This is a genomic window from Sorangium sp. So ce204 (assembly GCF_051526795.1).
Classification (GTDB): Bacteria; Myxococcota_A; Polyangia; order Polyangiales; family Polyangiaceae; genus Sorangium; species Sorangium cellulosum_B.
This window is the reverse complement of sequence record NZ_CP150317.1, coordinates 6,791,477-6,811,966: the sequence shown is the minus strand read 5'-3', so window position 1 is coordinate 6,811,966 and position 20,490 is coordinate 6,791,477. Positions and strand designations below refer to the sequence as shown.

The window sequence follows — 20,490 nt, the reverse complement described above, 5'->3', positions numbered from 1 at the left end:
GGCCGGCATGTGTCGTTCGCGCGGGTCAGGGCGGCTACACTGCCGCGGTTCGCCGGCGCGAGGGCCGGCGGGAGGGTGCGCGTTCATGAGCTCGAACAAGGCAGCGGTCGTCGTCGGCGTCGGCCCCGGACTCGGGGCCGCTGTGTCGAGGCGCTTCGCGCGCGAGGGGTTCTCCGTCGGCCTCATGGCCCGGACGGCCGCCGCGTGCGAGGCCGTGCAGCGGGAGATCGAGGGAGCCGGAGGGCGCGCCTTGAGCGTCCCGGGGGACGCCACCGACGCGGCCTCCGTCGCGGCGGCCTTCGCGCGCGTGGAGGCGTCGCTCGGGCCGGTGGAGGTGCTGATCTACAACGCCAGCGCCTTCCGCGTGGCCGGCGCGCTGGAGCTCACGCCGCGAGAGCTCGAGGACGACTGGAAGATCAGCTGCCTCGGCGGCTTCGTCAGCGCGCAGGCGGCGCTGCCCGGCATGCTCGAGCGCGGCCGGGGGACGATCCTCTTCACGGGCGCCACCGCCTCGCTCCGCGGCGGAGCCCGCTTCGCGGCCCTCGCGGTCGGCAAGTTCGGCCTGCGCGCCGTCGCGCAGTCGCTCGCGCGCGAGCTCGGCCCGCGCGGCATCCACGTGGCGCACGTCGTCATCGACGGGCTGATCGACACCCCGCGGGTGCGCGCCATGGTGCCCGGGAGGAAGGCCGACACCCTGCTATCGCCGGAGGCGCTGGCGGAGACCTATTTCCAGCTCCACGCCCAGGCGCCGAGCGCCTGGACCCACGAGATCGACGTGCGCCCGTCGGTGGAGAAGTTCTGATATCGTGGTGAGCTGGCCGTGGCGCCCGCCGGCGAGCGTGCAGCCGCGGAGGCGGGCGCGCGCCGCGTGCAGGCGCGGCGCGCTCGCAAGGAACGAAGGATGACAGAGAGAGACAGGCAATCGACTCCCGCGGCGACGGAGCTGTGGGGAAACGGGCGCGGTTACGGCCCGATCTCGCCGCGGCACCCGCTCGGCGGCGAGATGACGGACGTGGTGCGCGGCATCTTCACGCGCCTCAGGCTCCCGTGGCTCCTCCAGCGCTACTCCAAGATACCCGTGCTCGCGGTCTTCAGCTGCGTGAACGGGTTCGTGAGCATCGGTCTGATGGCGGCCCTCGCCGTGGTGACGAAGTCGCCCTTCGTCTTTCCGTCGCTCGGGCCAACTGCCTTCCTGTTCTTTTACACTCCCACGGCGGCGTCGGCCGCGCCGCGCACCACCATCGTTGGGCACAGCATCGGCATCGCGGTCGCGTACATGAGCCTGCTCATCACCGGGCTCACGCACGCAGGTCCGGCGACCGCGACCGGGGTGACCCTGCCGCGCGCCATCGCCGCGGCGCTCTCGCTGGGGCTCACGGCCGGCCTCATGGTGCTCGCCCGCGCGCCGCACCCTCCCGCGGGCGCGACGACGCTCATCGTCTCGCTGGGCATCCTGTCCCGGCCTCCGATGCTCCTCGTGCTCCTCGGCGGGGTCGTGCTGCTCACGCTCCAGGCCATCCTCATCAATCGCCTCGCCGGCGTCGACTACCCGCTGTGGGCCCCGCGGCAGGCGCGCCCGGAGCAGGATCCGCCGCCGCCTCCTCCTCCTTAAGAGCCAAGGGCCTCCCGTCGCCGAGCGGTTGAGGCGCCAAGGGCGCCAAGAACACCTCGAAGACTCTGGGTCCTTGACCTCCTTGGTAATTGGGCGGTTCCATCCAGCGCTCCGCCGGGCGGCGCGCCCGGCGCCGCGGCGTCACTCCGCGAGCGCTGCGTCGCCCAGCGTGTTCACGTAGCCCGACTCGATGATCCTTTTAAGGAGCATCAGGAACACGCCCGCGTCGCGCCAGCACTCCGCCGGCAGGCTCGCCACGCCGCCGCGCACGACGTCGACGAACCGCTCGACGACGCGGTTATCCCCGGCGCTGTCGTCGGCGGCGAGGTCGCGCAGCGTCGCCGCGATGACGTCCTCGTCATCGACGCCGACGAACCGCAGGGTGGCCTCGACGAGCCTCCGGTTCGGATGGTTGAAGAGGTTGAGATCGAACCGGCCCCGGGGGCCCGAGCGCCGATCGGCGTCCTGATCTCCCACGTCGTCGAAGATGCGCGAAGCCGCGTCGGCGAATCGCTCGCACACGCGCCTGACCGCCGGGGAGGCCAGCACCTGTCCTGTCGTGGGGAGCTCGGGGCGCGCGCTCCGGTAGAGGCTGTAGACGACGGCGACCGTGCCGGCCGTTTGGATGCTCCCGATCGCATGCGCGACGAAATCGTCGGCGTGGTCGTCCCAGAACGCACCCTCTTCGCGCTCGAGATAACGCTGGCTGAGCTGCCGCATGGCGGAGCCATGGCTCAAGAAGCCGGCGACGGGCGACTCGATGAGCGCGCCCGCGTCCTCGGGAGAGCTCAGGCGACGCAGCAGGCGCGCCACCTCCGCCAGAGGTCGAGCGCGCGCCGCGACGAGGGCAGGATCGGGGCGCGGCGCCCTGGCCGCGTCGAGCTCGCTCCGGAGGACGGTGGACGCCAGCCGCTTCGCGTCGTTCGACGCGGGAACGTGCAGGCGCGGCGCGTGAACCTCGATGAACCGGTGCGTCGCGACCACCATCGCCAGGTCCCCGTCGTCCATCAGGCCGTCGAACAGGAACAGGAGCCCAAAGACGATGGAGACCTCGGCGAGGCGCTCGACCTCCTCGATCTCGATCGCGATCGCGGCGCAGAACGCGGTCGCCTTGGGGCCGATCTGGCGCACGACGCGCTCGACGTGCTCCGGATCGAGATCGGGTAAGGCGCCCTGGACGATCGGGCGGAACCTCTCGAGAAAACACGCGTGGACGGCGCGCATCCTCTCGGAGAGCGCGCGGCGGCCCACGGCGGTCGGGTAGGAGTCGCCGAAGACGTGGCTTTGCCACGTCCTTTCCATCAGATCGTCTAGCTTTCCCATGACGGTTGCGACACGAGGAGCGCGCCGAGGATCCACGCGCGGTCCACCCGCGCCGGGCAATACAGCTCCTTGCCGATCCAGCGGAGATCTTCCTGGCCGGCGCCGACGTCATGGTTCGATATCAGCCAGTCGCGCCCCCGTCGCCAGGCGCCCCGCGCCATCGATTCGAGCTCGCGGTTCCTCCGGGCGGCGCGGAGCGCGAGCACGGCGTACGCCGTCTCTGCCGCGGTGGGCGCGCCGCCGGCTCCCCAGCCGCCGTCGCCGCGCTGGGCGCGCAGCAGCGCCTCCATACCCCGCTTCACGGCGGGCAGCTGCCCCTCGTGCGAGAGGGCGAGGATGACCTGGCTTGTCGTGTAGAGCCAGGAGCTGTGCCATTTGTCGCCAACCCACCGTCCGTCCGGCTGCTGACGCTCGAGGAGGTACCGCGCCGGCTCCGACGCCTCCTCCCCGCGGGACGCGAGGGCGTGCATCGCGTGGGCGTTGGTCGTGAGCGAGGGTTGCAGCTCGTTCGCATACGTGATGAACATGCCGCCTCGCTCGAAGCGCCGCAGCGCCTCGATGGCGCGGGGCGCCGCGAGCTCTCCCAGCGTGGCGATGACCGTCGAGGTGATGTCGCCGTCCTGCGTGAACGCGTCGCTCATGCCGATGCCCTCGGGGCGAAGCGCGGCGCCGAGGTCGAGCAGCTGCGGCCGCGCCACGTCGCCCAGCCGGGGATGGTCGAGGAGATCGAAGGCCCGAAGCGCGTACAGGACCCAGGCCTGCTCGAATCGGCCGATGGGCCACACCGTGGGGACGACGCCGGGGATCCCGACCTCGGTCGCGTCGCTCGCTCGAAGCAGGTACTCGCGCGCCGCCGCTCGTGCGGCCGCGAGGCCGACCTTGTCCCGGGACGCGTGAAGCCAGGCGGCCGTTGCCGCGGGGCTGTGCCCGACGCCGCCGCTCACGTCGAGGAGGTCGGGCGAGGGGCCGCTCCCCCAGCCCTCCCACGAGTGCGACGCCGCGCTGCCGGCCCCCGGCCGGGCCTTGCCGATCAAGGCCCGGCGCCGCTCGCCGAGCGCGATGAGCGCCCTGTACGGGCCCCAATCGACGCCGAGGCCGAGCGAGGAGGCCCGGTCGAGCAGCCTGGGCATGAGCAGCTCCAGCCCGACAGGGATGTCGTCCGGCAAGGACGTCCCCCAGTGCGCCGCCTGGTCGCGCAGGAACGCGAGGCCCCCCTCGCAGGCGCGGCGCACCTGCGGCATGAGCTCGCGGTAGGGATGGAGGGCCACGAGCGACGCCAGCGTCGGGAGATCGCGCGCGCGTGGGACCGACGAGAGCCCCCAGCCCCCATCCGACCGCTGCTGATCCAGGAGCCATGGGATGATGCTCGCCCTGGCATCGGGAAAGACATCGAACATCAGCACGGTGGCGGTGTCGTACACCGACGGGCTGACGAGACCCCCGCCTCGCCCGAGCTCCGCCACGAGCTCGCGAAGGACGGCCAGAGCGTGATCGGAAGGACTCGAATGTGGTGAGGTGTTCATGTGCTGATCCACCCGGTGAGGGCCGGTTGCCGCCGGCGACCGTGTTCATGGTGAGCGGCGTCGCCCCGCCGGCGATCGCGGTCGATGGCTCGATGCGTCGGGGGGCTCGGGCTCTTCCCGTTCAGCACCGGCGAAAGGCGACCCGTGTCGCGGCCGTCGGGTGCCCGGTCGGGAAGTACACGTGCTTCGGTGAAGCGCCCTCCAAGTGTGGAACGACCCCGGCGCGGCGCAACGCCCGGACGAGGATGAACTGAAGCTGGAGCGCCTCGATGCAAGCGACGTTGTATCCAAGACAGAAGTGCGGCCCCCCGCCGAACGCGGCCAGCTCCAGCGGACCTGGTGGGTTCGCGCGATCTCTCCAGCGGCTCGGATCGAAGCGGTCGGGGTCCGGGAACAGCGATGAATCATAACCGAACTGCGCGGGGCTGAGGGCCAGCGGCGTATGTCGAGGGATGCGTCTGCCGTTCAGCGTGATCGTCTCGGTGACCGTCCGGGGAATGAACCAGACCGGCGTGTACATCCGCAGGACTTCCCGGAAGATGGCGTTGGCGACGGGGAGCCGGTCCGCCTCTCTCGCGGACATGGGCACGGGCGCGTCCGGCGCGGCCGCGTGCTCGTCGCAGAGCGCGCTCCACACCTCGCTCCGGCGCGACAGGACGATGACGATCCAGGCCAGGATGGAGGCGCTTGTCTCGTGTCCGGCGAGCAATATCGCGCGAAGGTTGTCGACGATGCCTTGGTCCGACAGGGGCTCGCCCTCGTCGTCGCGAGCATTCGAGAGCATCTCGACGAGAGAGCCCGCGGCGCCGCCCCCGCGAGCGAGCGCAAGGAGCTTCCGCAGGCGGTCGTCTATCCAGGCGCGCGCGCGATCCGAGCGGTACGCGGGCATGCCCGGCAGACGGCCCGGGATGGGGTAAACACCCAGGAACAGCTCGCGATAGGCCCGGCTCCAGGCGCGCACGTCCCCTGTCGGGACGCCGCAGATGCGAAGGATGATGTCGAGGGTCAGATCCCGCATGGCGGGATGGACCGCGAAGCTCTCTTGCTGGAGCCAGGCATCGATGTTCGCGGCGATCGCGGAGGCGATGGAGGCGGCGGCCTTCCTGGCGAACCCCTGCGGGGAGAACGAGGGGTTGATGGCCGAGCGCATGTGCCGGTGCAGGGGCCCGTCCTGCGCGGCCATCGAGCGGCCCACGATCCCCTCGAGGTGCTCCGGATGGTCCATGACCACCTCGGGCGCGCGCAGGAGATCGAGGGCGTCGGCTCCGACATAGAAGAGCCGGCGCTGCGCGAACCCGAGGTTGACCCAGAAGAGCGGGCCCAGCGCGCTCCTGCTGCGGCGCAGCAGGCCGATGGCGTCCCGGTAAAGGACGGGCAGGTGACCGAGCACCGGCAGCTCTCCGGCCGCGGTGGGGAAGCTGTCTTGGTCGGTTCGACCCAGGGAGAGCATGACGCGCGAGCAGGAGGGGAGGGGCCGCGGGTCAGCGGCCCGAGGGGCCGTTCGTCGCCGGCGTCGACGCGGGCTGGCGCATCTGGTTGATGCAGAACATGATTCCAGCCCGCAGGTTCGACCGCGTGACCATGCTGTTCAGATCGAGGCCCAGCTCGACGATCGTCTGCGCGACCGACGGCCTGATGCCGCAGATGATCCCGCCCGCGCCGAGGAGCCGGATGGCGTTCACGAGCTTGATCAGGTGATTCGCGACCTGCGTGTCCACCATCTCGACGCCCGTGAGATCCAGGATGGCATACCGCGCGCTGGTGCGGACGATCTCGTCGAGCAGGTTCTGCATGACGTCGGCCGTCCTCGCGCTGTCGACGACGCCGACCATCGGCAGCGCGACCACGCCGTCCCAGACCTGGATGATGGGCGTCGAGAGCTTGCCGATGACCTCCTGCTGCTTCTGGATCTGAAGCAGCCGCAGCCGGAGCTCCTCTTCCGCTCTCTTCGCCTCCGAGACATCGAGCGAGAGCCCGATCACGGACTCGACGTTTCCGAGCGGACTCTGGATCGGCACCATCCAGTTCTCCCAGAACGAATTGTTGGTGGGGACGTGGCTCATCGAATGGGAGGGAGACCCGCGGAGCGCCCTCCTCACGTTCTCCGTGCCTTCGGGAGCGTTGGCGAAGACGTCGAACAGGTTCGTCCCGACGAGCTGCCCCCGCTTGAGGCCGAGCCCCGCCAGGCCCCTCCCGTCGTGGCGGGTGATGACGCCCGCCGCGTCGCATGACCAGACGATGACAGGGAGGTTGTCGGAGAGGGCGCGGAGCATGTCCGCGTCCTCTCCCTTCCCCGGCTCGGCAACGGGGTGATCGTCGGCGCCGGACGCCGCGTGCAGCGAGCCGTAGACCGCCTGGCCGTGCGGCGCTCTGCGCAGCACGCAGGAGAAGGACGCATACACGTTCCCGGCCGTCATCACCCGCCCGCGGAGCTCGACGGCCCCGGTCGCCTCCAGGAGCCCGGACCACTTCGCCCGGGCCGCCTCCCGGTCGTCGTCGTGGAAGAGCTGGAAGAACGCCGTCCCCGGCGTGGCCGCGTGCCCGACCGTGCGGCCGAATGACTCGCTCCAGTGCGACAGCGTGCCGTCGACATTCGCTACGAACAGCGCCTCGGGGGAGTAGAGATAGGCTGCCTCCCACGTGTCGCGTGAACTCGTGTAATACTGTGTCATGACGAATGTTGCCCTCCCCCAAGCCCGATTCAGGCCTCCTACCGGTGCTCACCTCGTTCGTAGGGGCCGTGGATCGCGCATGTACTTTGACCAAGAATCGGCGTCAGCGGACTCACCCCTCTCAGGACCCGCGAGCGCGATGACGAGCGCCCGGAGATGTCCAAATGCTTCGATCCCAGCGAGGGTTCCAGCTTGCATTGCGAGATTACAAGCCGCACATCTCCGGCTGAGGCCGGGTAGATCCGGAACTCGCGCTAAGGCCATTCCCGATGTGTGATCGAGATCGGCGTCCAGGATGCTGTTCAATCCGTTCGGCCCGGAACGCCGCGAGGCGAGGGGGTCGGGCGAGATGCGAAGACTGCGCTCCTCATGACGGTGATCGGACGTTGATCGCGCGGATGCCGCCCGGAGCTCCATGGGGTCACCTATGCTGTCGTCACGCCAGGGAAAGGACTTGACTTCCACGAACCGCTTGGATGTGCTGTCCGGCAGCGCGGCCGCGCCGCTCTGAGCTCGACATGGAAACCGAGACCGCCCCGAGCCCCTCGCCCGAGCAGATCGACCTCTCCGCGCCTTCGGTGATAGCCGATCCTTACCCCGCGTACCGCGCGCTGCGCGGGCGATCTCCGGTGCTCTATGCGCGCGTGCCCGCGGGCGGCGCCGCGGGCCTCGGCGAGCCAATCCGGTCCTACGCGCTCCTGCGCCACGCGGAGGTGCTCGCCGCGCTGCGGGATCCCCAGACGTTCTCGTCGAACGTCACCGAGAAGATCCGTGTCTTGCCGCGGATCACGCTGCTGCACGACGATCCGCCCCGGCACACCCACCTCCGCAGGCTCGTCAGCCGGACGTTCACGCCGCGGCGCATCGCGGAGCTCGAGCCGTGGATTGGCCGCCTCGCCGCCTCGCTGCTCGAGGCGACGGGCGACGGGCCGTCAGACCTCATGGGCGCCTACGCGATGCCCCTGCCGATGATGGTGATCGCCACCCTGCTCGGTATCCCGGCGGAGCGCTATGTGCAATTTCGGAGCTGGTCCGAGTCCGTGATGTCCTACAGCGGTATCCCGGCGGAGGAGCGCGCGAGCCGCGGCAAGGCGATGGTCGACTTCTTCGCGGAGGAGCTCGAGGCGCGGCGGCGCGCGCCGTCAGGCGATCTCATCTCGGCGCTCGTCGAGGCCGAGATCGACGGCGCGCGCCTCGACACGCCCGAGGCGGTCGGCTTCTGCGTCGGCCTGCTCGTCGCCGGCAACGACACCACGACGAACCTCATCGGCAACATGGCGCACCTCCTGTCCGAGCGGCCCGAGCTCTACCGGCGCGCGCAGCAGGATCGGAGCCTCGTGGAGCCGATCATCGAGGAGACGCTGCGCCATTCGAGCCCGGTGCAGCGCCTCCTGCGCGTCGCCACGCGGCCGGTCGAGGTGAGCGGCGTGATGATACCGGCCGGGCACCTGGTCGACGTCGTGTTCGGCGCGGCGAACCGGGATCCGGCCGTCTTCGAGGAGCCGGACGCGTTCCGGCTCGACCGGCCTCCGGCGGAGCACCTGGCGTTCGGACAGGGGACCCATTTCTGCATCGGCGCGGCGCTGGCGCGGATGGAGGCGCGGATCGCCCTGAACGCGCTCCTCGACTGCTATGCGTCCATCACGCCCGGCGAGGCGCCTCCGCTGCGGCAGACGCGGGCGATGATGCCGCTCGGGTTCGAGTCGCTCCCGCTCGTCCTGCGCCGGAGCCGCATCAACCCCTGATCTCGGAGCGCTAGAGCGTGAGCTCTCTCTCGATCTCCGCCAGCGTGATCCTCGCCATCGCCAGGTTGGCCCGCGCGCGGTCGAGGGCCACGTAGAAGAAGAGCGATTGCTTGCTCCGCAGCGGCCTTAACAGGTGATATTGCTTGGAGAGCGAGATCAGGATGTCCTCGATGTCGTCCTTCAGGTTGAGGTTGCGGATCGCCTTGCGCTTGGCCCTCACCACCTCGGTGTTGCTCGCGCCGGCGATCTCGAGGTTGAGCGAGCCGCCGCCCTCCTGGCCGAGCAGCATCCCGCTCTCGGAGTCGACGAGCGCTGCGCCGACAAAGCCGTCGATGCTGTTCAACCTGCTGAGGCATTGCTTGATGTCCATGGGTTCCTCCTGCGTTGACAAGGTCTCGTCGTCCCAGATCATGTCGATAATCAAGTGATCGCCGCCATGGCTCGCGGGCGGCGCCGCTCCGACGCGCATCGTCGGCGGGCCCGTGGCCGAATGTCCCTCCTGTGCGCCGGCGCCCGGCGTCGTGGCGAGGCTCCACCCGGCCTTGGAGGCCGGTCCGGTCGAGGACTCCAGCGTGCGCCGGCGCTCGTCGATGAGCCGGCAGCTCTCCATGATGAGCTCGGTCCAGCTGGCGTGGATCGTCTGCTCGGGCGCCTTCAGCCCGAGCTGCATGGTGAACTCGCCCCCGCTCCAGAGCATGACCTGGTAGAAGGCGTCGACGCCGGCCGCCGTGGAGGTCGACGCGTGGACGATCCTCCCGCGCTCGAACCAGATGCGCCCCTCGCCCGTCCGGTGGCGGACCCGGAGCACGCCGGTCGCGTTGGACAGGGCGTAGAGCTGCACGATGTCGGGGAGCGTCTGGACCGAGATGGCCCCGGAGAAGCCGACCCGCTTCCGCTCCAGCACCTCATCGACGCTCCGAAGGAAGCGCTCGAACTCGAACGGCTTCTCGAGGTACTCGATCGATCCCCGCATCGCGACCTCCCGGTGGATATCGGCGGTCGGATAGGCCGTCATGACGATCACCGGCAGCGCCGGCAGGAGCTTGCGCGCAGCCATGATGAGCTCGAGCCCGTGCATCCCCTGCATGCAGATGTCGGTGATCAGGAGATCGACCGGCCCCGAATCGAAGAGCCGGAGCGCCGCGTGCCCGTCCGTCACCGACTCCACCGCATAGCCGGGTCGCTGCTTGATGATGCGGTTGGACAGCGACCAGACCAGCGCCTCCTCGTCATCGACGAGGATGATGCGCAGCTTCGCGTCGTCCATCGGTTCGTCGCTCATCGCTTCGGACTCCATCGGATGGCTCGCGCCTGCGCTCCCGTCGAACAGGTCAAGCAGGCGCCGTGCCGCGCGCCGCCGCCGCGCCGAGGCGCTGTATCCGCGGACAATCACGGAGCCGCGGCGGGCAGGCCGTGACCGGCGGTCACGCGCGTACCGGCTCGGCGCGGACCAGCCGGTCAATCGCGGACCATGGCGGCCGCCGCGAACCACCGGAGCGCGAGCGCGCGCGCCTCCGCGCGGCGCGGACGTCGCTGGGACAGCGCCGAGCCACCCGTGCGGGGCTCAGGTGCTCGCCGCGCTCCGTTCCTGGTCCGTGAGGTAGAGTCGCAGGTGTCGCCGCAGGCAGACTCGGGTGATGCCGAGGGCGCCGGCGGTGCGCGTCACGTTGCCGCTGTGCGCGGCATAGACCGAGAGGATGTGACGACGGACGGCCGCTTCGAGCGACAGGGTGGTGTCGGCCGCGGGCGCCACGGCGGCGGGAGGGAGCGCCATGGCGCCGGCGGCGGACGGCGCAGGGGGCGCGGGCGCGGCGGCGCCGATCTCCGGCGGCAGGTGCTCGACGTCGATGACGCCGCCGCGCGCGAGCACGAGCGCGCGCTCGATGACGTTCCGGAGCTCGCGGACATTGCCGGGCCAGCCGTAGAGCTCCAGCAGCGCGACCGCGCGCGGCGTGATCGTCGTCGCGCGGAGCCCCATCTCGGCCCCGAGCGCCGCTATCCAGTGCACGACCAGCCTGCGGACGTCGCCGGTGCGGTGCCGGAGCGCCGGCAGCGACAGCTGGAACACGCCGAGGCGGAAATAGAGATCCTCCCGGAACGTCCCCGCCGCCACCATCGCTTGCAGATCGCGGTTCGTCGCCGAGACGACGCGCACGTCGGTCAGGAGCTCCCGTTGCCCGCCGACCCTGCGGAACGGGTGACCCTCGAGGACGCGCAGGAGCTTCGGCTGGAGCTCGAGGGGGAACTCGCCGATCTCGTCGAGGAACAGCGTCCCGCGGTGGGCCAGCTCGAACAGCCCCTGCCGCGACGAGCGCGCGTCGGTGAACGCCCCGGCCTCGTGGCCGAAGAGCTCGGACTCGAGGATCTGCGCCGGGAGGCAGGCCGCGTTGACGGTCACGAACGGGCCGGCGGAGCGCGGGCTCGACGCGTGGAGGAGGCGCGCGACGAGCTCCTTTCCGGTGCCCGACTCCCCCGTGATCAACACCGAGGCGCGCGAGCGCTCGGCGAGGAGGTGGAGCTCGTCGAGCACGCGCGTCCACGTCGGGGAGGCCCCCACGAGGCCTCGGTCCTGGATGGCCTGCCTCGCCTGCTGCACCTCGCGGCGCAGGGCCGACTCCTCGCCGGCGCGGGCGACCGCGCGCAAGAGCTCCTCCCGCTCGAAGGGCTTGACCAGGTAATCGGCGGCGCCCGCGCGCAGCGCGCCCACGGCCGCGCGCGCGTCGTCGCGGCCCGTCAGGACGACGACGCGGCAGCTCGGATCGGCGCCGAGGAGCGCGGTCAGGACCGCGGCGCCCTCCGCGTCCGGCAGCCCGAGGTCGAGGACGACGACGTCGACGGTCGCTTGCGTCGCGATGGCGAGCGCCTCGCGCGCCGTCGCCGCCATGAACATCCCGCTCGCCTGCTTCTCCAGCGCCCGGGAGATCGCGTGTCGCACGTCATCGTCGTCATCGACGACGAGGAGCCGCGTCATCCAGTCCCCGGCAGCTCGATGGAGAAGACGCTGCCGCGCCCCACCGTCGACCGGATCCGGACCCTCCCCTGGTTCTCGCGGAGCAGCTTGAGGGCGATCGAGAGGCCGAGCCCGGTCCCCCGCGCCTTGCGCGTGAAGAAGGGGTTGAATATCTGGCTCAGGATGTCGTGCGGTATCCCCGGCCCATCGTCCTCGATGTCGACGTAGACCCGCCCGCCGCGGCCGATCGATGGCTCGCCGTCCTCGGGCGGTCCATCGTGGATGCGGACCCGGACCTGATCCGCGCTGCCGGCGGCCTCGATCGCGTTCTCGAGCAGGATGACGAGCACTTGCACCATCTGGTGCTCGTCGATGACGACGGTGGGGGCCTCGGCGTCGCACGAGACCCGGATAGGACCGCCGGGCGTCGTGCGCAGGCGGGCGCCGAGCAGATCCAGGGCGCTCGCCACGAGCAGGCTTGCGTCGTGCTCCTTGCGGATGGGCCGCTCGGGCTGCACGAGGCGGAGCGAGCTGCGCACGAGCCGCTCGATGCGGGCGATGAGGCCGCTGAGGCGCGAGATGTCCCGGCCCCACTGCTCCTCGGCCGCGGGCTCTGCCGAGAGATCCTCGACGATGGACTTCAGCGCCGCGAGCGGGTTGCGGACCTCGTGCGCGAAGCCGGCGATCATCTGGCCCATCGCGGCGAGCTGGTCGCTCGACGGTCCGCCCGCGGCGCCGGCGCCGTCCGCGGGCGATATCAGGCACAGATAACGGAGCGGGCCGCGTCCCGACAGGCGCCGGACCGTCAGCGTGGTCGGCCGGGGCGTGCCGTGCTCGTTCCAGAGCTCGAGGTTGTAGGTGTGCACGCCTCCGTCGCGGTTGCTGAGCTCTTCGCGGAGGCTGCAGCTGAAGTTCAGCACCGCCTGGGCGGGCTGCCCTTCCCAGCCGTACAGCCCGAGCCGGAGCAGATCCCGCGCCCTCTCGTTCGCCACGATCACGAGCTCGGCGTCGTCCAGCCCGAGGATCGGAGCAGGGATGTCTTCGACTCCGACCCTGTACCCGTGGACGTAATTGGCCGGCTGACCCGATATCGCGCCTTTCATGAGCGCGTTCAGCACGGTCATCCCCGAGTCGACCGTTATCTCCCGCGGCGTCGCGTCCGGGTGCTCAGGCGGTGATACGCAGGCACGTTCGGTGAAGTGCATCAGGCCCCCCCTCCTGCACGTTCAGATTCCTGCGGACGGACTCGCTGGGACCGCCCTCGTCGATGCTGGAGAGGTCATGGTACGCCTCCGTTCTGGGCTTGAAAAGAGAGAACAACCCGGCGGATTCGTGTGCTTATGTCCGCGGCGGCGCTCATGTGCTCTCGGCCGGACTCGCCTGGACGATGGCCTGCAACATCGACGGAACGCTCGACTCGCCTCATGCGCCGAGGCGCCGACTGGCGTGCAGCGACGAGGCGCGCCGGCTCGTCACGCGCGCGGGAGGAACGTCACCTTGCCGGTCTCGAGGGCGTACTCGGCGCCCACGATCAGCATGCCTTCCTCGGTGCACAGCCGCTCGAGGAGCCGGCTGCCGTGCCGGAGGTGATCGCATGAGTTGCGCACGTTGGCGCGCACCGCCTCGCGCAGGAGAAAGCTCCTGTCGGCGTCGCGGCCGGCGGCGCTCACCACCGTCTCGACGGGAGCTCGGCAGCGCTCGACGATATCGCGGATGTTGTCGGTGACGGGGCCGCCGTTGTCCTCGTGGAGCAGCTCGCACAGCGTGGCGTCGATGGCGCCGCAACGCGAGTGGCCCATCACCACGGCAAGGCGGGTCCCGAAGGCGGCGGCGGCGAACTCCACGCTGCCCACGAGCGAGGGCGCCACCACGTTGCCCGCGACCCGGATGACGAACAGGTCCCCGAGCCCCTGGTCGAAGATGAGCTCCGACGGCGCCCGCGAGTCCGAGCAGCTGAGGATGATGGCGAAGGGCTGCTGCCCCTCCACGAGGGCGGCCCGCGCCCGCTGTCCCATCATGACGTGCTCGCCGCGGATGTTGTCCACGAAGCGCCGGTTGCCCTCGATCAGGCGTTCCAGCGCCTGGTCGGCCGTCACGACGGGAGAGGCGGGCGGAGCGTTGCTGAGTCCCATGCTTACCGGCCACCGTGGGGGACCGGGCCGCGGGCGTCAATGGGTGAAACTTACGCCTCCCATGTCAGCTGCCGGGCTCATCGCTCAGGGTTCATGGTTCATGGCTCATGGCTCATCGCTCACCCGGCGCCGCCTCCTCGCGAACGCCGCGAGCGCCGCGGCGGCACCGAGCGCGGCCATCGGCCCGCGCGGCGCGCCCCCCGGGATCGCGCACCCGCAGCCTTCGCCTCCAGCTTCCGGCTCCTTCGCCGGATCGACCACCACGCTGACCTGGTCGGTCGCCTCCAGGATCCCGTCGCTGACCGTCACCTCGAACGACAGGGCCGTCGTCGCGGCGACCTCGGGCGCCACGAAGGTCGCCCGCGCGCCCTCGCCGATCAGCTCGACCGCGGGCCCCGCCGTCTGCACCCAGGAGAACGTCAGCGCGTCCTCCTCGGGGTCCGAGCTCCCCGAGGCGTCGAGCGTCACGAGCTCGCCGATCGCGACCGCCTGGTCCACCCCCGCGTCGGCCACGGGCCCGCCCTGGCAGGAGGCGGTGTCCTCGACCACCGTCGCGAACGGCTTGTTCTTCAGGCCCGCGAACCCGATGTCGTCGAGCTCCCAGCCGGCGTCGCCCGCGGCCGCGTCCGTGCCGACGCGGAACCGCACCTGCACCGTCTCCCCGGCGAACGTGGTCCCCAGGTCGATCGCCACGTGGTCGACCTCGGGCCACGAGGGGCTCTGGCCGACGAAGGCCCTCCGCCTGCCCAGCGGATTGCCCGACTCGGCGGTGACCCTCCCGCTGTAGCCGGGCTGCGCGCGACCCCCGATGTCCCGCCATGTCGCGCCGCCGTCGGCGCTGAGCTCGACCACCGCGCCGTCCCAGGACGTCTCGTCGCTCGTCTCGAACCGGTGCCGGTGCGCGAACGTCAGCACGAAGCGCTCGGACTCGCTGACCTCCAGGGCCGGCGACACGAGCGCCGTGTCGGACACGCTCCCGAGGTTGACGCCGCGCCACACGCGGTCCGGCGAGGTGCCCTCGGCGCGCGACCAGACGAGCTCGCTGGAGAGCCCCTCGACGCGCCAGGTCGTGCGCTGCGCCTCCACGTCGTCGACCGCCGAGGACCCCGGCAGCTCGTCGAAGTTCACGCGGCGCACCAGCGCCTCCACCCGCACCGGCGTGCACGCCGCGGCGCTCTTCAGCGTCAGGCCGAGCTCGAGGTCCTCGGCGGGCGCCACGGTCCGGTCGAGCTTCACTGCCACGGTCGCGGTCCCGGTCGCGAACGGCGCGATGTCGCCGAACGACGCGCGCGCGCCGTCCGGGAACGTCACCCCGGCGGAAGGCACCTCGATGGACGCCACCGCCCCGGTCAGGGGCGCCGCGCCGCGGTTGACGATCTCGATCGTGATCGTGCCGGACTCCTCCGCGTCGAGCAGGCCGTCGCGGTCGCAGGAGCCGGCGCTGTCGTCGAGCTCCGCCCGGACCAGCGAGATCTCGGGCTGGACGCTGAAGCTCTCCACGACGCCGGAGAAATCGCGCGAGTCGGCGCGCGGGGACACGGCGCACGTGCCGGCGCCGCGCCGGGCGAACGCCTCCGCCATCGCCAGGAAGTCGCCCTGATCGCTGGCGAGCGCGGCCGCGAGCAGGGCGTCGCGCTGCTCGGTGAACGTCGGGCTCACCGGCGCGAGCTGCATGCCGGCCACCACGTAATCGCTCATCCGCCGCCGGGTCTGCTCGAACGCGCGCGGCGGGGTCAGGCCGCTGCCGTGCCGGATCAGCCCGACGTAGGCCTCGAACAGCATGCTCGCCCAGACCTCTCCGGCGTTGTGCTCCTCGGAGTTGTCGGAGGACGAGCCGTTGAGCGGGTGGTCGGGGAGGCGGGCGCCCTCCGAGATGTGCTTGAACGTCAGCCCGTTCCTCGTGAAGTCGACGGAGTAGGGGGCGCGGCGGATGCCGAAGTAGCTGTCGCCGAGCGCCGCGCTCCCGTAGCTCGAGAGCGGGAAGACGCCGTCGAGGTCGTCGCCGTCGCGCAGCGCCATGTGCAGGGCGATGAAGTCGCCCCACCCCTCGCTCTGCGCGCCGCACATCTTCGTGCCGCAGGCGACCTGGCGGAGGTGGATGTAGTGGCCCCACTCGTGCGCCACGATGCTGTTGTCGATCGTGCCGTCGCGCTCGACGCCGGGCTCGCGGGTCATGGTGACCGTGAGCGGCGCGTCCGCGGCGGCGAGCGCCGCCTTGAGCGCGCTGCCGTCCTCGTGCGAGACGCTCTGGGCGGGGGTCGTCACCTCGGGGGCCTCGCCGGACAGCCGCGGGGCCCCGTCGCTCTCGCGGCTGTTGGCGATGATCACGCCGATGGCGCCTGCCGCCTGCGCGCTCTCTGCCTTCTCGGCGAAGGTGCACCCGCCCCGGTCGACGAGGGCGATCTTGCCGGCCACGTCGCTCGTGATCGGCCCGCACGCGTCGCCGCGGGGCTCGACGCCGTCGAGGGCGAGGGCGAGCTCGCCGGTGACCTCGTAGCGCCGCGGCCCGAACAGGGCGGTGTTCGACGCGTAGCTGGCGTTCAGCGGCGTGACGCTCAGCGAGCGCTGATCCGGCCCGGACCACAGGTACATCTGCATCCGGGGCGACGCGCCGTCGTACGTCGCGTCCATGTTCGCGTTGTCGCGGCTGCCGCCGGTCGCGTCGTCCTGCGCCTCCGCGAGCAGCGGATCGCCGTCGAGGCCGCCCCGACCGAGGTTGTCGCGCTGGGCGTTGCCCGCGGCCTCGGTGAAGCCGGAGTCGTAGTACCAGTCATGGAGCCAGTTCGTGACGTAGAAGATCTGGGTGACGGCCGCCATGGTCTGCTCGGGCGTGGCGAGCGGCTCGGCGAGCGGGTCATAGATGTGGTCGAACGAGCCCGGCCCCGAGAGCGCCGCGCGGAGATCGCCGCTGGAGAACCCGTCGGGCGCGTTGTGGTCCGCGTAGGCGTCGACGTTGTTGCCGCGGGTCGAGGTCGCGCCGGCCGGCAGCCACGGATCGGCCCCGCCGTCGAGGTTCGTGTTGAAGCCATCGATGGAGATGAGGCTCGGCGCGACGAACCGAGGGACGTGGCCGTCGGGCCGCCCGGTCGGGTGCGGCGACAGATCCGCGAGGGGGCCGTCGAGCGGCCTGTGATCGCCCCCTTCCTCCGCCCAGACCCGGTAATCGAACGCGGCGTGGGACAGGTTCTCCCGGGAGAGCAGCTGCCCGTCGCCGGCCCCGAACACCCAGGCGTACGCCGAGGAGCTCGTGCCGCCGGCGTCGCCCGAGACGAGCTCGACGAAGTAGCCGGCGACGAGCCGGTCGGGCAGCGGAAAGAGCACCTTCCTGACCCGCGCCGGCTGCGTGAAGCGCAGGCTCCCGGCGCGCTGGCGCGCGTGATCGGTGTCCGCGATGTCGAAGAGCCGATACCCGCCCTTCGCCTCGCCGAGCTCGCGGAGGTCGGCCGTCTTGACGTCGATGCTGTGCGCGTCGCGCAGGGCGCGGACGACCGCCTGCGCCGGCGAGCCGGAGAACGCCCGGCCGCGGAGCGAGCCGGCCGCCGGCGAGGCGGCGCCGGGCGAAAGGGGGACGGCCGACGCGTGGAGGTTGCCCGCGAGGGCGACGAGCCCGAGGTCGCGCTTCATGAGCACCTTCAGCCCGCTCCGGAAGACCGGGATCCCGTCGACGTCCTGGCCCAGCGTCACGACGATGCCGCCGCGCCCGGTGTCGTGGATGTGGCGCACAACGGCCGTGTCGAGCGCGGCCTGCGGAAGACCGTAGAGGCGCGCGTACCGCTGCACGTACCACCGGGCCGCGGCCTCGGGCGTCGCGTGGGTCGCGGCCGGCGGGCGGTGGCCCGGGGCCGTCGCCCACACGAAGGTGGGCACCCCGCGCTGCGGATCGGTCGACGCCACGACGGCGCCCGGCGTCGACGCGCGCTCGTCGACGTCGATGACGCGCGCGCGGCGCGCCGCGCGGACGGGCGGCGCGGGTGGGGCCTTGAAGTAGGCATCGTAGTCCGGGCGCTCCCGCGCGTGGGCGATGGGGCCTGCGAGCAGCGCGAGCGACAGCGCGGTGTACCGAACTGAGACCTTCATGTTCCTCGATTCTCCGACTCCGAGCGGACGACGCATGACCGGCCGCGCGCGGGTAGGCCGCGCGCTTCCTCCCCGGGCGCCTCGCGCCCACCCGTCGAATCCGCGGCGCGAGGCAACCTAGCCCCAGCGTGCGCGCAGGGAAAGCGCGACGGCTCTCGCTCCGTCCGGCGTCGTAAGGCGCCTCTCATGCGATTTCGTCCGGGCGCTCCCGAGAGCGCGAGTCACGCGGCGCCGGGACCAGGATGGAATAGAGAAGCACTCCTTGCTGGCGCATTGCATGAATCCATGAATTGCCGTGTCATGTGTCCTCGCGAGGCGAGCCGAGCGGTTCCCTCGGTCGCCGCCGGGTGGGCAGGAGGGTGGTTGTCGCGCCCGCGAGTGGTTGTCGCGCCCGCGAGTGGTTGTCGCGCCCGCGAGCGGTTGTCGCGCCCGCGAGCGGTTGTCGCGCCCGCGAGCGGTTGTCGCGCCCGCGAGTGGTTGTCGCGCCCGCGAGCGGCGCCGGGACCCGGACGGCGTCGGGTCGGCTCGCGCGGCGCGTCGTGCAGGGCCGGCTCGCGGGGGGGCGGGCTCGCGCGGCGCGTCGTGCGGCGCCGGCTCACGGGGTGCGGGCTCGCGCGGCGCGTCGTGCAGGGCCGGCTCGTGCGGTGCGAGCTCGTGTGGTGCGGACTCATGCAGGGCTGGCGCCGCGAGCCAGCTCACGTGCGGGGTGCCGGTATGACGAAGCGCTGACATGGCGCCCGACCCCCGGCGATTATCTTCGCAAAACCCAACGTGATTCACGCCTTGCACATCGAGACCAAGCTCGTCTCCGAAGAGCTCTGCGTACTGTTGCGTCAGGTCGATCCCGCCGTCTTCGTCTTCCATGACGAACCCGAGGTTCGCGCCCGGGTCGAGCGGGTGGCGTCGCGGCTCCGCGAGCTCGTCGTGGCGGCCGAGCGCGACGATGCCGGGGGCACGATCGAGCGGCTCCGCGAGCGGCTCCGCGTGCTGCTCGCGGCGGTCGAGCGGGCGACCCCGACCGGAACACCCTCGCCCAAGGCGGCGTGGATTGCGTTCCAGCGAGAGGTGCAGCCTGCCTACGAGTCGCTGCTGCTGACGCTCCGCGGCGTGGTCGGCGCGCCGCCGAGCGTCAGGCCGACGAACCATGCGCGCAGCCTGTGGCACGTGGGCATGGGGCTCCTGGTGCTCGGGCTGATCCAGCTGCTGCCGGAGCGCGGCTGGCTCGTGGCCGCGAGCGGCGCGTTCGTCGTGGCGGTGTGGTCGATGGAGATCGCCCGCCGGGTCAGCGAGCGGGTCAATGAGCGGCTGATGGGGGTCTTCCGGCTCGTGGCGCACCCGCACGAGCGCTACCGGGTGAACTCGTCGACCTGGTACGTGACAGCGCTCTTCTTGCTGGCGCTGTTCGGGACGCGGCTGAGCCAGTCGCTCGCCGTGGTGGTGCTGGCGGTGGCCGACCCGGCGGCGGCCCTCATCGGCCGCCGCTTCGGCCGCACGCGGCTGCGCGACGGCCGCTCGCTGGAGGGCACGCTCGCCTTCTTCGTGGCGGGCGCGCTGAGCGCCCTCGCCGTGATGTGGGCGCTCGGCCCGGCGTCGCTCTCCTCGCGGCTCCTCCTGGCCGCCGTCGCGGGCCTTGCCGGGGCGGCGACCGAGCTGTTCTCCACGCGGATGGACGACAACTTCACGATCCCGGTGGCCGTGGCGGCCGCGGTGACGGTCGCGGGCGCGGGCTGACGTCGTCTGACGGTCAGTTGACGTCGGCTCGCGTCAGCTAACGTAAGCTTACGTCAGCTTACGTCAGCCGCCATCTCGCCGCCGATCTCCAGCGCGAGGCGAGCGAGGTACTGTCTCATGAACTCCGCGCGTCGCGCGCCCTCGCGGCGCCCTGCGGCCGTCGTGAGGCTCTCGGCGGTCTTGAACAGCTTCACGTGGAAGTGGTCGATCGCGTTCACCCGGTCGTCCCACGGCCTCCGCTCGGCGAACGGGTCCCCTGGATCGTAGAACCGCACGCCGAGCAGGCCGCCCACGGCGAAGCAGCGGGCGATCCCGATCGCCCCCAGGCCGTCGAGGCGGTCGGCGTCCTGGACCACCCTGGCCTCGAGGGTCGTCGGCGCGATCCCCGCGCTGTAGCTGTGGCTCTCGATGGCGTGGGCGATGTCGGGGAGGAACGCCTCGGGGTACTCCACGCTCCGCAGGAAGCAGAGCGCCTCCTCCGCGGAGAGCCGCGACGCCTGGGAGCGCCTGGGGTCGTTCTTGGGGACGTTGACGAGATCGTGCAGCCACGCCGCGGGGACGACGATCTCGAGCCTTGCCCCTTCGTCCGCCGCGAGCGCCTTGGCCGTGGCGACGACCCTCGCGAAATGCGCCAGATCATGGGCCGGATCCTTGCCGAGGTCGGTCTCCTCGAGCTTCTTTGCGAAGAGCGCTTCCCAGTCCTTCATCTCCCGCCTCATAGACGC

14 protein-coding genes and 1 pseudogene are annotated in these 20,490 nt (G+C 71.4%); 4 read left to right on the top strand and 11 right to left on the bottom strand.

Annotated features, from left to right (window positions below; translation table 11 throughout):
* The first annotated feature begins 85 nt into the window (after positions 1-85).
* Both WMF22_RS25280 and WMF22_RS25275 read left to right on the top strand, forming a co-directional pair.
* A complete protein-coding gene (locus tag WMF22_RS25280; protein ID WP_437292563.1) occupies positions 86-802 on the top strand; it encodes an SDR family NAD(P)-dependent oxidoreductase in 717 nt (238 codons plus the stop codon).
* Between the two features lie 99 nt (positions 803-901).
* Positions 902-1,612: an HPP family protein gene (locus WMF22_RS25275; RefSeq protein ID WP_437292562.1), complete on the top strand. Its 711-nt coding sequence runs from the start codon at positions 902-904 to the stop codon at positions 1,610-1,612.
* A gap of 141 nt (positions 1,613-1,753) precedes the next feature.
* On the opposite strand, the gene WMF22_RS25270 is transcribed toward WMF22_RS25275, so the two are convergent.
* The 4 genes from WMF22_RS25270 to WMF22_RS25255 all read right to left on the bottom strand — a co-directional run bounded on the left by WMF22_RS25270 (position 1,754) and on the right by WMF22_RS25255 (position 7,130).
* Positions 1,754-2,935: a hypothetical protein gene (locus tag WMF22_RS25270; RefSeq protein ID WP_438031447.1), complete on the bottom strand. Its 1,182-nt coding sequence runs from the start codon at positions 2,933-2,935 to the stop codon at positions 1,754-1,756.
* Positions 2,923-4,458, bottom strand: coding sequence for a hypothetical protein (locus tag WMF22_RS25265; RefSeq protein ID WP_438031446.1), 1,536 nt, complete (start codon positions 4,456-4,458; stop codon positions 2,923-2,925). Before WMF22_RS25265 ends, WMF22_RS25270 begins: the two co-directional genes overlap by 13 nt.
* A gap of 121 nt (positions 4,459-4,579) precedes the next feature.
* Positions 4,580-5,908, bottom strand: coding sequence for a cytochrome P450 (locus tag WMF22_RS25260; protein ID WP_438031445.1), 1,329 nt, complete (start codon positions 5,906-5,908; stop codon positions 4,580-4,582).
* A 31-nt stretch (positions 5,909-5,939) separates the two neighbouring features.
* Positions 5,940-7,130, bottom strand: a complete 1,191-nt coding sequence (locus tag WMF22_RS25255) for a PAS domain S-box protein (protein ID WP_438031444.1) — start codon at positions 7,128-7,130, stop codon at positions 5,940-5,942.
* Between the two features lie 518 nt (positions 7,131-7,648).
* Here WMF22_RS25255 and WMF22_RS25250 point away from each other — a divergent pair.
* Positions 7,649-8,875 carry a cytochrome P450 gene (locus WMF22_RS25250; protein ID WP_437292557.1) on the top strand — a complete coding sequence of 409 codons (1,227 nt, stop codon included), beginning with the start codon at positions 7,649-7,651 and terminating at the stop codon, positions 8,873-8,875.
* A 10-nt stretch (positions 8,876-8,885) separates the two neighbouring features.
* On the opposite strand, the gene WMF22_RS25245 is transcribed toward WMF22_RS25250, so the two are convergent.
* The 6 genes and pseudogenes from WMF22_RS25245 to WMF22_RS25220 form a co-directional block, all read right to left on the bottom strand.
* Positions 8,886-9,245, bottom strand: a complete 360-nt coding sequence (locus tag WMF22_RS25245) for a roadblock/LC7 domain-containing protein (protein WP_437301608.1) — start codon at positions 9,243-9,245, stop codon at positions 8,886-8,888.
* Between the two features lie 222 nt (positions 9,246-9,467).
* Positions 9,468-10,142 (bottom strand): annotated as a pseudogene (locus WMF22_RS25240) (response regulator); the annotation flags it as partial.
* 297 nt (positions 10,143-10,439) lie between these two features.
* Positions 10,440-11,846: a sigma-54-dependent transcriptional regulator gene (locus WMF22_RS25235; RefSeq protein WP_438031443.1), complete on the bottom strand. Its 1,407-nt coding sequence runs from the start codon at positions 11,844-11,846 to the stop codon at positions 10,440-10,442.
* Positions 11,843-13,030: a sensor histidine kinase gene (locus WMF22_RS25230; RefSeq protein WP_437292555.1), complete on the bottom strand. Its 1,188-nt coding sequence runs from the start codon at positions 13,028-13,030 to the stop codon at positions 11,843-11,845. The genes WMF22_RS25235 and WMF22_RS25230 overlap by 4 nt, the downstream gene beginning before the upstream one ends.
* 267 nt (positions 13,031-13,297) lie before the next feature.
* On the bottom strand, positions 13,298-13,957 hold the full coding sequence (locus WMF22_RS25225) for a carbonic anhydrase (RefSeq protein WP_437292554.1): 660 nt from the start codon (positions 13,955-13,957) through the stop codon (positions 13,298-13,300).
* Positions 13,958-14,062: 105 nt separating this feature from the next.
* A complete protein-coding gene (locus WMF22_RS25220; RefSeq protein WP_438031442.1) occupies positions 14,063-18,034 on the bottom strand; it encodes a M36 family metallopeptidase in 3,972 nt (1,323 codons plus the stop codon).
* Positions 18,035-18,817: 783 nt separating this feature from the next.
* Between WMF22_RS25220 and WMF22_RS25215 the strand changes: the two genes are divergently transcribed.
* Entirely contained in the window at positions 18,818-19,765 is a 948-nt protein-coding gene (locus WMF22_RS25215; RefSeq protein ID WP_437292552.1) for a diacylglycerol/polyprenol kinase family protein, read from the top strand.
* Between the two features lie 53 nt (positions 19,766-19,818).
* Here the strand turns inward: WMF22_RS25215 and WMF22_RS25210 are convergent, their stop codons facing one another.
* Positions 19,819-20,472: an HD domain-containing protein gene (locus tag WMF22_RS25210; protein ID WP_438031441.1), complete on the bottom strand. Its 654-nt coding sequence runs from the start codon at positions 20,470-20,472 to the stop codon at positions 19,819-19,821.
* Positions 20,473-20,490 lie beyond the last annotated feature (18 nt).